The sequence below is a fragment of the Bacillus sp. 196mf genome (assembly GCF_003217275.1).
GTDB classification, from domain to species: Bacteria; Bacillota; Bacilli; order Bacillales; family Bacillaceae_G; genus Bacillus_A; species Bacillus_A thuringiensis_S.
Genome location: NZ_QJTG01000008.1, coordinates 41,579 through 55,036 on the forward strand (window position 1 = coordinate 41,579; position 13,458 = coordinate 55,036).

The following is a 13,458-nucleotide window of genomic DNA, read 5'->3' on the forward strand; positions in this document are numbered from 1 at the left end:
AGTTCATTCCAAGTAAAAGTCAAGGAATTCCTATCCGAATTTACCGAATATCTAAAAATCCTTTTAATACACCAATTGTCTCAGGTGCTTGCAGTCTTGCACATACGTACGAAAATTCCGTACTACCTTCAAATATCATTTGAGATGTAAGCGGTGCGCCTGCCCAGAAGATTTCATCATCAATTACTAAGAATGGGAATGCTTTATTTTGTCTTTGTAACTTTACATTTTTCAGCGGAACTGGTCCATCACTATAAACTGTTATTTGTGCATTTGTACGCATTAACGCTTGCCATACTCGTTTATCTACTTGTTTCGTACTTGGCAGTGAAATAATAATTTTTCGTTTTGCGGCTAAAATATCTTTTAATAGCCCTTTCGGCTCTTCAAGATTCATTTCCATAAACCAGCGTAAACGTTTCGAAATTTTCCGTTCCCACAATTGTCTTGATGTCGTGCGATCATACACATCTCCGTGACGTTCTATATGAGCTGTTAATTGTGATAACGCTTGTTTTCTAGAAAGATTTTTACGCATATAATGGCAATCTGATAATTGAATGAACTTCCCTCTCGCCCTTGTCACTGCTACATTGACGAGGCGATGATTTTTATGGTCAAAGAATAACACGCCAGGTCGTTCTTGCGGATAACTGTCAACCGTATCAAAGATCATCATATCTCTTTCAGAACCTTGAAACTTATGAACTGTCGCCGCTAAAACTGGTATGTTTTGATATTTCGTTCTCTGCAACATTTCTCTAATATACGTCGATAAAAAGCGTGACTGCGCCCTGTAAGGTGTCACAACACCAATCGACTGAACACCGTCTAACAATCCGATTAACATCATTTGCATCGCTACTAAACCAGACATAATGTTAAAACGGGAACCAGAAGCAGCATCTTTTAACGAAAAAGCTCCCATTTGGCTCGTATCAAATAAAACACTCGCTTCATTTGCGAACGGCTGCAATTGCGCAAGTTCTTTACGCTCTGAAACAGACGGATGATCGTATACTCTATTTTTATAAATAAACGAATTCGTAAACTTCGATATATCCGCATGCATACGTCTTTGTTCCTGCAACATAAATAGGTTTGGGTGTGCTTCTGATTTATTAACAGACTCAACAATCCCAACATGGTAAAACATATCTTCCCCAAGCCATTTGCGAACGAGTTCATGGTTCGCCATCGCAATTGGAGGTAACTGTAAAAAGTCACCGCAAACGACGATACGTTTCCCAAGTGAAGCAGCTAATGCGATTTGCGGAACGAACGCCATACTCACTTCATCTACGACAACTAAATCGAATGTACGCTCATAAATAAGTGAATCAATGGCACATTTCGATAAAGTTGCACCAATTACTTTCGCATTTTCAATATATTCTTTTTCTACTTCTTTAATTTTCGCCTTTTGCTTTCGAAGCTCACTTTCAATCTCTTGTATACGCTTCTTATCAGCAGATGTTGCTTTATACGATAAGATTTTTTCACGAAGATCTTGGCGTGTCTCTTCTAAGTAGAGTCTTTCCTCACCCCATGATCCGTTCGTCGTTTCAACTAATTTCGATGCAAGTAACGTTTCATGATTTCGTATATGTTCATGCTGACTATAACCGTAACGAACAATTTCGCCAGGCGTCCATTTCTTTTTCTTTTCAATTTGCTTCGTTACTTCACTCATTAATACGTCTACTGCCGCGTTACTATGAGCTAACACAAGTACCGATTTTCCTTTTTGATAATGAGCCGAAATAATACGTGATAAATTGTAAGACTTCCCTGTTCCAGGTGGTCCCCATACGTACGTTGTCGGATTGTAAAATGCGCGATATGCCAGTTCATTTTTCGGATTTTTCATCTTCTCAATATGTTTCGGACTGCTCGTCCCATCAACGAGACGCTTTATACGATTACGTTTTAGCTTATCTTTACGTGCTTCTTTCAATCGCTCTTGCAGTTGCTCTAAAAGTTGCCACGGTTCACTGTATAAAACCGCTTCTCTTATTTCACCTTGTATATAATCATTTAATTTCAGTTCTATTTCTAATCCATGTACAGATAATACTTCTCCTGTCGCTTCCTCACCATCGAACTCAATTCGAATTGGTGAACCTTCAGGTAAGCTTACTTCCGAAATAAGCTGAAATACATACACTGTATTCTCATAATCTGTATATAAAAAACGACCGTTCATGATAGAAATTTTACTACCACCTATCGTTTTCCAATGTTTAATTTCATATGCTAATGCATAATGCCACTCTTTCATCGTTTCTGATAATGAAGGAGTTTGAGTAGGTGTATTCATCGTATAATCTCCTTCCTTCTCCCCAAACATACTTTCTCACTATACCATACAACACGCTAAAATTTGTAAGGTTTTTATCTTGCTTATTTTCTTAATTTTCAATAATATATTGTATATAATTTTCAGAAAGAAGGAATCTACATGCCAGTTAGAAGAATTGAACACGTAGGACTTATGGTTGCAAACTTAGAAGCATCTATCTCATTTTATGAAGAAGTAGTCGGCTTACAGCTCCTTCAACGTATGGGGCACCCGAATCCAGACTTAAAACTCGCTTTTTTAGGTGTGGAAGAATCGAAAGAAACGATACTCGAATTAATTGAAGGCTACAATTCTTCCTTGCCAGCAGAAGGAAAAGTACATCACATATGCTTTAAGGTAGATTCATTAGAAGATGAAATCGAGAGACTAAAGAAACACGCAGTAACCTTTTTACTAGGAGAAGAAATCGAAACATTACCAGATGGAACACGTTACATATTCTTCGCTGGTCCTGATGGGGAGTGGATTGAGTTTTTTGAAACGGAGAGATAATCTGAAGAGACTTTTTACTTCAATAAAGTATAATAAAAGCCGTAGGAGTTTAATGCCTACAACTTTGTAAAAGGATCTTGATTCACTATAAAATATCCTCTATAGGTTTATTCTTAAAATTTACTTTTAACTTGATATTGATGTGACGTAACCTTAAATATGTAGAAATTTAAAAAGCCCCCTAATATTGTTAAAGGGGCTTTACTCATACGAATGATAATTTTTATAAATAATTGCTAAATAGTGAATTTACATAAATGCTTTTAGAAGCTCTTGAACTAATGGGATTGCTCCACCTATAAATTTTAAAACTGCCATTGCGATTTCCATATTATTTCCTCCTCTTTTGTTAGTACTGGGATGTGATTAAACTTTATACACTTATTATAGTAAACGCTTACATTTGTAACAATACATTTCTGTATGCAATATTGCATATTTATACGTTTTGACAATATTTGACCTCTATTAGCCATTCTTTAATGGTACCATAACGAAGTGAGAGTCTTTAAGGATTCGCCTTAATAGGAGGAAATATGGAAAAAGTTCAAGATATTTACAGTAATATAAAATTTAAGAGTTGGTTTAAACAAGTATTAGCTGTAGGAGGAATATTAGGATTCTGCTACTTGGTGTTATATGGTTTCTGTTTTTTAGTTGATATGTAAATATTATACAGCTACACTAGTGGAGTCTTGCCTACAGAGGTAAGACTCTTTTATTGTACTTGAGATGAACAAACTACATACAATAGTTTTCAGGTTCTTCAGATTTCTCTATATGTTTCCTTGTTCCTCTATGTTCTAGACCCACTATTTCCTATCATTGAAAATAAATAAACTTCCGTTTATATTGAAAATACAATTTTATTGATGAAAAATGTCTTTTTACTAGATACATATTAAAAAGAAAAGTATAAGTTTTATTCCATTTCGGTACAATCTTTTTATCTTTGAAAAGGACTTAAATCTTATTAATAGATTTGAGACTTTTTGTATACGTCCATTTCTATATAACCATATAAATATAATATATTAAAAATAATTTAAATGCAAGAATACTTGTAGAGGAAGCGCCAGCACTTCGGAAAAAACAAGCTAAGCCAAAAAATACAATAAGCTGCCCATATGGACAGCTTATTTACATAATTTTCTTTATGGGAAATATACTTAAGGCCATTTTTAACTTAATAGGAGTCTAATATCTCAAGTTTCTTAGCTAATACCCAGCTATTTAGACCTAAATATGCATAAATATTGTAATAAAAATAATTCCGGTTTCTCAGTGTTTCCTATAATCTTTTAATATCTTCATAGAATATAGGCCAACCTTGCATTAAGATATTATATATATATTTCTTACTACAAATATGGACGGTATTATCCTTGTTGCAGTTTTAATTTTAATCAAGTCTATTGTAATTACACAGATTGAAATATCTATTCAATTTCAAAAATAGTAAAGTAAAGGAAATGTATATGAAAAGATCACTTGTCTTAGAAACAAGTGATCTTTTCATTAGATATACTGCAACTTGCTAACAGCAGGTAATTGTTATCCTATTCATCTGTTCAATAGATATTATAATACATTTTTTAGTTATATAGACGAAATTGTTTCTAATGAAATGAGACCAAAAATATTTCAAAAGGTACCATAAATTATTTAGTGCTTTAAAAATGCAATTTTGAACCTTTCGAAGCACTAAATCAGGTAGATTTTAATAAACTTCAAACTTTGTCTGCATCAGGATCTCACAATTGAGCCTGAGTAATTAATGCTGTCAACATAACAAAAAGAGTCCTGATTGAAACAAACTCTTTTATGAGTTTTTACAAGTATAAACTTTTAAACATATAATTACATTTCTATTCTTTATTTTACCACTTGTACAGATGCTGGTTTCCACCCTTGATTCTCTACCCAATCAATATTAACCTTATATTTTTTATTACTTTGTTTATCTCGTACATTACCGTAGGCTTTATTATTACCATTATTTCCAATAAAATCGAAAATCAATTGGCTCTCTGGAACATTAACAGCATAAGAGATTGCTTTTTTCATCTCACTCCAATCTACTGTTCCTTCTTTAAATTTCATTTCAGGTTTTGCTCCTTGCTCTGTACCAATTGGCTTCCATGAAGGATTAGTTTGAGAATCCTTTTCTTGAGATACCGTTTTTTCTTCCTCTTTATTTTCATTTCCGCTCGTTTTTACCGATTTTTCTACTTTTTGTTTCCCTTCTAACTGTGCTGCTTCTTTATCTTCAGTTTTCTTCTCTTCTATCTTTGCTGTTTCTTTATCTTCAGTTTTCTTCTCTTCTATCTTTGCCATTTCTTTATCTTCAGTTTTCTTCTCTTCTATCTTTGCTGTTTCTTTATCTTCAGTTTTCTTCTCTTCTATCTTTGTTACTTTCTTTTCTTGAGCAATTGCTTTCTTTGATGTATTAGAAGGGGTAAACAACTGGTATGTCACTATACCAACTGTCACTAATACCAAAGTAAATGCAATATTAAAAATTGCCTTTTGACGACGATTCTGTTGTTTTTCTTGAAATCTGCTTACTTGTCCCATTCTTCAAACCTCCGTTTTTACTTTCTCCTCTACTCTTTATGTATTATCCCTAAAATTCTTAATATTTTTATTAAACAATAGAAATAAACTACACTTTCCATACAGGATTTCATATCATAATATAATTTGTGTTTTTTCAAGTATCTGACATATGTTATTCAAAATAGTTTAATACATTAAAAATTGATAAGCTTCTGCACTTAAGAAACCTTCAATTTTATTCAAAGGTGATTCCAATTACGTCCACATTAGATCTCCTGTAGAAAGCTTTTTAACAATTAAGCCTCTTCTTCCCTTATTTATAATTTTTAAATTAAATTTCCCTCTATAGTATAATAAAGATGTTTCGTTTTCTAATGGGGTATGTCGTAAAATCAAAAGAGATTTTATCTCTTTTACCTTCTTTTCAGAGTAAATTTCACCACTAGGAAATTCTATTATTCCTAATGTAATCTTTAATTCGCTCTCATCAAAAGTCCACTCTTTATTAAGTTCTCTTATCTTTTGTATAAAGCTTCTTTTGGTTTGTCCTATATAGAGCAATGTTACATTCTTAGCATATACTCTAGAGATTGCAAATATCCCCTTCTTAGAAGCTTCTTCCCTATTATAAAAGTCATTTATACTATACATGCCATACCACTTAATATGTACTGTTTCTATGAATCTCACCTCGTTTTTAGACAATATTATAATTTCTGAATGTTCAAATTATTATAGGTACATATGCTTGATTACTTGAATTATAAATTGTGCTTTTCAATAATACATTTTATTATTACTAATTTCAATAATGAAGAAAAAATATAATACTATAGTTTAATTACAAAGCTATATAAAAAACAAAGTGATGTCGTGCCACATATTTTCTTTTTTTACAATATCAAACTATCGTGAACAAAATTTTAAAAGTTATGGAATGAAAATACAATGTGTATGTACATACATTTCTATTAATTGAAGAAACCTTCTTAATTGAGGTCGTACCCCAATTAAGAAGAAAAAGAGTAGAAATTTAATCTCTCTACGCTGTTAAAATTATTCAACTCCCAAAAAACTGTACATCTTCTAGAGATACTAATTTTCTAGTTTTGATGTTTTTATAGTGCTTGAGAGTGATATTATTCAAGTTTTTTCATTGAGAATGCATAAATACAAACAAAACCAGTAATACATCTTTTCTGTACCGTACTGGTTTTGTTTAAGATCATCTTAAATTATAGCTAGTTCACCGAGATTGCAAATTCCGATTTCGGTGCCCCAGCGAATACGATTGTTCCGTTCTTCGGAAGTTCCACCTTGTTATTGCCACTCACAATGGTGAAGTTGACGCAAACTCCCTTCTCATCATACACCGCAAATGAACCATTTGATGGCAGCGTTACGGTCATCCTTTTGTCTGTTGCCGCTTGTGGAATTGTAAACCATTTCGCATATCCATTTGCATCCAACGTAACTTTGGATGATTGGCCTACATCAATTGGTTTTACATTAGATTCACTTACGTATAACAATCCAGCCATCTCCATATATTCATTGCCGCCTTCTGTATAGAAATGCGTTTCCGTCGTATCACGACCATTCATCACGGGTACTTGGATCTGATGCACCGCGGTGTTCGGACCTGTAATTTTTCTGCCATCCCAATAGCCTGCTGGGCCTTCCTTGCGAGTAATTTGAGTACTAAGAAGTTTCGGTTGAACGAGATATTGAATAGAACTAAATTTCTCGTTCACAAGATAAAACTTGACACCTTCCCTCTTTGCCCATGCAGCAGCGGTTTTCTTCGAAAGCACGTTGTCTTCTAGTTTCTCAGCTAAATAGTGGGTCATCACACTTTGCCCTAAACCTGGATGCGATTTATATGTGCTCTCCTTCAAATAAGTTCTTCCATTCTTCTCGGTTACGAAGTTGAGCTTGGAAGTACCCCCCTCATTAATAAAGCTTCCATCAGCAGTATATACATATTTTTCTTGTGGATTAGATGGTAAGAATAGTTCACCGTTCTTCGTAATTTCAATCTTAAAATGAGTTTCGCTATTACCATAAAATCCAGCTTTCTTTGCTACGCCTTGAGGCATTTTGACTTTGACCGGCTTGCCAAAGGATTTGTTCGGCTTGATGTCCTTAATAGTACCTTTTTCTTTAAGCGTGGCGAGTAGCAATTCAGTTGCCATTAGTTGATTTGTAGAGCTCCGTCCACCAGATGACAATACAGCCGCTGCTATTTTCTGTTCCGGAAGCACGACTAATATAGCATGTTGCAGTGCCGTATCGCCGCCCTTAGTCAAAGCTTTGATCCCATATTCACTGAATGGGTATAGTTTCACACTATCCCAGCCAAGACCATAGTTAAAAATATTATCACCATCCCCCGGCCACATTCCTTTTTTATATTCATCTTGCTCCATCGCCTTGACTACCTTATCAGAGAGGATTCCTTTTCCCTGTCCCATAAATAGTTGTGAGAATCGCACCATATCTTCTGCCGTAGAAGATATGCCTCCCGTACCAATAACATTCACCGATTCAATTGGAAGTTGTCCTTGGTACGCCGGGAAATATAGTCCAGCCCGATTTTCATCCCTCCATTTGTCCTGCGGCGTTTTCGTATGATTCATCTTTAAGGGTCCTGTAAAGCTTTGATGTAGATATTCGGTAAAGCCCATACCACTAACTCTTTCCACCAAAATTTCGGCCAGCGTAAAGCCATCGTTACAGTATACCGAGAAAGCACCAGGGTCCGCCTTCAAGTTTTGATTTGACAATTGTTGTAACAAGGTATCATGGGCATAGGTATCATTATCGTTAAATAAAAATGCATTACCTAACGTAGAACCTTGCAATCCAGAGGAGTGGTTCAATAACATACGTGGTGTAATACGTTTATATCGACCGTCTTTCATCTTAAAATCAGGAACATAGCGGACAACAGGAGCATCTAAATCGACTTTTCCTTCATCGACCAATTTCATTACAGCCGCTGTTGCATACATTTTACTGACTGAACCAATCCCATATTGAGTATCTTTGGTTAGCGGCTTTTCCCCTTCCAAATCATTCTTGCCAGCCTGACCCGACAAAATAAGTTTTCCATTATCAATTAGCGCATACTGCACGCTATTCGCTTCATAAGACTTTGTAAGTAGCTCCGCCTTCTCTGCTGCAATCTTCTTCAGTTCCTGACTAGCTACTTCTTCACCAGTTACAACTGTAGTCTCACTTTCAGAAAATGCTTTCACTCCTGTTGGTAGAATCATAGTTACCGCTAATGCAGTGGCTAACACACCAGTTAGCTTATTTTTCATCACGGAATTACCTCCTTAGATAAGTGACCGTTTTCATCATTTGTTTGTTCCACTATGAAAATATGATAAAATTTATCCGTTCTCCTCTTTGACCTACTTGCTAAATTCAGCAAGTAAAATATTTTTAAAAGGATCAGGACTATCAGCTTTAATACTGTTTAAATTGACGGCCAATGTATGCTTGCCTCCAAGTGTGCCCCCAGCAAAAGTTAAAAAGCCAGGAATGGTTCCTCCATGCCCCCATATCGATTCACCGTTTGAAAGCTTCATTTTGAAAATTCCAAGCCCGGAATCGCCAAGCTCATCTACTCCTGTAGGGACTGTTGTAAGCATTTGCTTTAGTTGCTGTTCTTTCAATAATTTGCCCCCAAGTAAATAAGAAAAGAATTTGTTTAAATCATCAGCTGTAGAAATCATATCTCCGGCCGAGCTCCCCATACTTGGGTTATAATAAGTAACATCTTTCGGCTCACTTGCTCCGTCTAATTGGATATATCCACGGGCATGCTTGGTTCCTGGAATGACGCTTGAATTTCCAGGTAAGAATGTATTCGCTAATTCAAGTGGTTCAATAATTCGATTTTCAATCTCTTCCGCATAGCTGTTCCCAGTTACTTTTTCAATAAGAATTCCTAGTAATACATATCCTGTATTTGAATACGACCAGCTCTTTCCTGGAGCAAAATCTGGAGGCATGGATATTCCCATCTTTACTAATCCTTCAGCAGTATAGGATTTTTTTGTATCCATCATATTAAAATCCTTTGACCTTGTGTAATTAGCGATACCACTTGTGTGATTCAATAATTGCCGGATAGTAATTTGTTTATCATCATATCCATTCCCTTGAATGACACCAGGCAACCATTTTTCAATAGAATCGTCTAGATTTAGGCGGTTTTCTCCTGCTAATTGAAGCACAACTGTTGCAGTGAACGTCTTTGTCACGCTGCCAATCCGAAAACGAAAATCTGTTTTCATTGCTTTCTTGTTACTCAGATCAGCTACACCAGCCGCATAACTCCATGTTTTTCCACCCTCAGAAGTTTTAGCAAGTATCCCTGGATATCCAAGTTTCAATGTATCCCGCATGGCCTCTTTGACGGAATTTCGATTTCTTTGGTTGCTTGTTTGTAACGAACTAGATACATTTTGAATGGACTCCGCTTTTACACTTGAGGTTGGAGTTGTATAAAACAGGGAACCTCCAGTTATTAAAAGGGCTAAACCTGTACATGTAATTTGACGATGCTTTTTCATCAAAATAATCCTCTCCCCTATTCATATTGTATAAATGGTTATTTGCTGTTTGGAACTAATCACACAGCTTTCTTCTTAACCCACTGCAAAAGGACGACATTGAATCTGTAATGTCTCTTTTCCTCCAAACAAGTCTTATTAATTGATTTGTTTTTTATAGAAATATATAGTATTTTTCTCCTCTCACTCTTCTTTCCATTTTCATCTTACACAAGGAAAATCTCTTTTTTCTTACCTCTTCCTTACAAATTCCTTACGTTCAAAATCACTTTTATAATTGATTATTTTTTATGTGAGCCCCCTTACCATCAATTTAAGAATTAAAAAAAGAGGGGATTATCCCCCTCCTTTTTACGCTTGCTCCAACTGTCGAAATTATTTAATATACCCACGATTCAGTTCCGTTAATTTTTCATTGATGTTAAAAATTCTTACTCTAATATCTTTAACACCAGCTGCTTCAAGTCTGCTCTTGTGCATTTCCGCGTATTTTTCAGCATCTTGTTTTTCTTCAAATATATAAATGCCTCCAGCTTCTTTTGTTTCTTCATTCTCAGTCCATATTTTCCAGTGGAATCCTTCTTCTTCGTTAATACTATTTGCTAAATCCCAAAATCCTTTTTCCATTTCTTCACCAAAAGGACCTTCAAACGGAAAATCAACTTGTAATAAATATGCCATTTTCACTCACTCCTATTTTTAATATAAAATTCATCGGGAATTCCTTTGTATAAAAATTCTTCCCATTCTTTTACTGATTATGATCCGAATGATCGTAATGTCTAAATTCGTATTGCTATTATTATTCAAGCACTAATTGGAGAATCCCCCTATTTGTAACATAATCACAAAACGATAGTAACTTGAACGCATAAAGTGAAAGTTTAATAGTTTTCAGTTATGTTTAAAAAATGTGATACAAACTTATCCCTAAACTAAGGACAAACAAAACAAGTGCAGGTATTGCTTTCTTAAAGGGATCTCTCGCTAATACAATTAGAGTTAATGCGGCTGCAAGCATCGTACCGCCTAATAACAATCCTGCTAATAAAGCTACTGTTGGAATCCAAATTCCTATCAACATTCCAATCGCTCCTACAATCTCAAAAGCTCCAGTTAAGAAATTAAAAAACGAAGGTAAACCAAATCGTTTGAATTCATCTGCCATTTTCCCGGATATAATTTTCGTTCCTGTCATTAAAAAGAACAGAAACAACACTACTTTTACAATATTGATGAAAATTAAAATAGTAATCACACCTTTCTTATTATTTGATAAAAACTCAGTATTGTTCAGGTAGTAGTCACTACCTTTACCCTATTTCCTGAGATTACCCGTATGGAAGTCGCTTCAATTTACATTACCCTTCTCAATATTAAAGGGCCGAAAATTATATGCTATAGCATATATAATACAAAAATTTGACTGGTACTAGGCAAAAAAGTGACCCTGAATCAGATATCATACAAAATAAAGTTATCTTCCCATTCGTCCAAACAAAAATTATATGCTATAGCATATGCAATACCTAAAACAAAGTTTGTTCCTTATGAATAGCGTAGCATCAATAAGGAACAAATATTAATAGTGTGTATCATACAATTTGTTTAATAACGATTGTAATACTTTAATTTCTTCCTCGCTGAAATTACTCGTAACGAAATGGTGAGCGTCTTTCACTACAGGCAAGATTGTTTTCTTTAACTCGTCACCTTTTTCAGTTAAAAATAGGTTATGTGAACGCCTATCTTGGTCATTCAAAGCCTTCTTTACAATCCCTTTTCTCTCCATTGACTGTATCATTCTAACAACAGTAGTTTGATCTTTATCAATAGCTTCCGCCAACTCTTTTTGAGTAGTGCTCCTTTGGCTACAAAGAACACTAATAATCCCCCACTGCTCTGGCGTAACTCCATAAGGCTTTAATTTCTTCGTAAAATAGTTGGTCATTTTCACATCAGTACGATGAACAAGATAGCCTATTAAATCATGTAAGTTCATATATCACCTCTATAAATTAAGATATAAAAGGATATAGCATACCAGTCAATCATTCACAATGAATGTATTTGTTTCACCATATATATGCTATGGCATATATATTAAAGTAGATTATTTTAATTGTCAAATGATTTACCTATTATTTTTCGAAAACAAAAACGTCCCCTTAGATTATAGAAGGAATGACTAATTTGACGTATTTCTCTGGCGATTTCTCCCCTGTCGTTTTATGATATGCTAATAACATTTGATAAAATATGGTATATACGGACAGTCAAAAACTTTTAAAGATACCTCGTCCAGTTTTTGCTGTTGCAAGATAAACAGCATATAATCCGTTAACCACCCACATTAGTAACGAAAACATAAAGAAAAGGCATTCCAAATATGAAACACCTTCTTTCGTTTTATAAAACCATCCAACACGCTGAACTTTTCAATTTAATATAATCACTCGTTTAACTAAAGAAATTGATTACGTGCATAACGCTCTTCTCACTTTTCTTGCAAAATTTAGTGGATCATCAACGTCTTCGATATTAACGTAAATCAAATTTGGATCATCACATAACCACTCATTGTGTATAGACGAAACGATTATTCCTTGTTTAATAATTGTCGCCACAAATTCAGTGACTTCTTTTTGTAAGAGTGCTACTCGGCCTAGGCATAATGCCCGTCCAGTTTTATTGTCTCGTGATTCGAATGAAAAGGAAGTTGTTACTCTAAAACGTTTTCCTAAGATTGTTGCTCGTATTTCATCCCTGTTTATTGTTGCCACGCATTTCCCACCGGCGAATCCTTCTTGCCCGCCGATAATTCTTGCAAACTGTTGACAAATTAATTCATCATTAAACGCCATACCTTTAATCATCCCCCCTTTTACTGTTAAGTTATGAATGAATACATAGGTCTGAAACGGTAATGAATCTAATCTATTAAAAAAATGATGGCAATCTACCGAGAGCTATTAGCTCAATTATTCTTGATTATTTAAATTAACTCGGCTATATATGTTAAGACATTTTTAAAGAGCATAAAAAAGACACCTTAAGGTGCCATTCTCCGATTTGAGAATCATATCTATGTATGGAGAAATTTAGAAAAGAGAAGCTTCTAACTATAATTTATAGAGCTCTGATGCCATGAATTACTTACATATTTCCTTATTTACCAGAAGAAGAATCTCAGTTACATTATTTTCTCATTAGTCTCGTTAAAGCCATCCCAAGAAATCCAATGCCCATTCCTATTAGCCATCCAGTTTGGGCATTACCTAACATAGATCCCACTCCTCCACCAAGAAACATACAGCCAACGAATACTAATCCTCCAATTCCCCAATTCGGCCGTTCCATAATTCAATCACATCCTTTCAATAAAATATATGCGATTAGCTCCCTCAACTTTCTTCCATAGGATAGTTCATTATTTTACTTAGGTTTAGCACTTCAGGG

At 34.7% G+C, this 13,458-nt stretch carries 12 protein-coding genes and 1 pseudogene; 2 read left to right on the forward strand and 11 right to left on the reverse strand.

From position 1 onward, the window contains the following. Positions 1–40: 40 nt before the first annotated feature. A complete protein-coding gene (locus ATL10_RS13670) occupies positions 41–2,350 on the reverse strand; it encodes an AAA domain-containing protein (protein WP_142669956.1) in 2,310 nt (769 codons plus the stop codon). Between the two features lie 111 nt (positions 2,351–2,461). Between ATL10_RS13670 and ATL10_RS13675 the strand changes: the two genes are divergently transcribed. Then, entirely contained in the window at positions 2,462–2,854 is a 393-nt protein-coding gene (locus ATL10_RS13675) for a VOC family protein (protein WP_001145271.1), read from the forward strand. A gap of 249 nt (positions 2,855–3,103) precedes the next feature. Here ATL10_RS13675 and ATL10_RS32200 read toward each other — a convergent pair. Continuing rightward, positions 3,104–3,291 (reverse strand): annotated as a pseudogene (locus tag ATL10_RS32200) (hypothetical protein). 99 nt (positions 3,292–3,390) lie between these two features. Here ATL10_RS32200 and ATL10_RS31870 point away from each other — a divergent pair. Further along, positions 3,391–3,522 carry a hypothetical protein gene (locus ATL10_RS31870; protein WP_000416932.1) on the forward strand — a complete coding sequence of 44 codons (132 nt, stop codon included), beginning with the start codon at positions 3,391–3,393 and terminating at the stop codon, positions 3,520–3,522. Positions 3,523–4,729: 1,207 nt separating this feature from the next. Here the strand turns inward: ATL10_RS31870 and ATL10_RS13685 are convergent. From ATL10_RS13685 to ATL10_RS31260, 9 genes are all read right to left on the reverse strand, one after another. Next, entirely contained in the window at positions 4,730–5,431 is a 702-nt protein-coding gene (locus ATL10_RS13685) for a YrrS family protein (protein ID WP_098284649.1), read from the reverse strand. 237 nt (positions 5,432–5,668) lie between these two features. Next, positions 5,669–6,103: a hypothetical protein gene (locus ATL10_RS13690; RefSeq protein ID WP_002094078.1), complete on the reverse strand. Its 435-nt coding sequence runs from the start codon at positions 6,101–6,103 to the stop codon at positions 5,669–5,671. A gap of 551 nt (positions 6,104–6,654) precedes the next feature. Next, positions 6,655–8,739, reverse strand: a complete 2,085-nt coding sequence (locus ATL10_RS13695; protein WP_142669957.1) for a serine hydrolase domain-containing protein — start codon at positions 8,737–8,739, stop codon at positions 6,655–6,657. 93 nt (positions 8,740–8,832) lie between these two features. Beyond that, positions 8,833–9,999, reverse strand: a complete 1,167-nt coding sequence (locus ATL10_RS13700; protein ID WP_072939515.1) for a serine hydrolase domain-containing protein — start codon at positions 9,997–9,999, stop codon at positions 8,833–8,835. A 375-nt stretch (positions 10,000–10,374) separates the two neighbouring features. Further along, a complete protein-coding gene (locus ATL10_RS13705; protein WP_016512594.1) occupies positions 10,375–10,680 on the reverse strand; it encodes a monooxygenase in 306 nt (101 codons plus the stop codon). Between the two features lie 223 nt (positions 10,681–10,903). Then, a complete protein-coding gene (locus tag ATL10_RS13710; RefSeq protein WP_033657524.1) occupies positions 10,904–11,254 on the reverse strand; it encodes a DoxX family protein in 351 nt (116 codons plus the stop codon). A gap of 327 nt (positions 11,255–11,581) precedes the next feature. Further along, positions 11,582–12,001 carry a MarR family winged helix-turn-helix transcriptional regulator gene (locus ATL10_RS13715; RefSeq protein WP_110497021.1) on the reverse strand — a complete coding sequence of 140 codons (420 nt, stop codon included), beginning with the start codon at positions 11,999–12,001 and terminating at the stop codon, positions 11,582–11,584. Positions 12,002–12,476: 475 nt separating this feature from the next. Continuing rightward, positions 12,477–12,875: a DUF1259 domain-containing protein gene (locus ATL10_RS13720; protein ID WP_000589730.1), complete on the reverse strand. Its 399-nt coding sequence runs from the start codon at positions 12,873–12,875 to the stop codon at positions 12,477–12,479. 322 nt (positions 12,876–13,197) lie between these two features. After that, positions 13,198–13,359 carry a hypothetical protein gene (locus tag ATL10_RS31260; RefSeq protein WP_000441010.1) on the reverse strand — a complete coding sequence of 54 codons (162 nt, stop codon included), beginning with the start codon at positions 13,357–13,359 and terminating at the stop codon, positions 13,198–13,200. Positions 13,360–13,458: the final 99 nt, after the last annotated feature.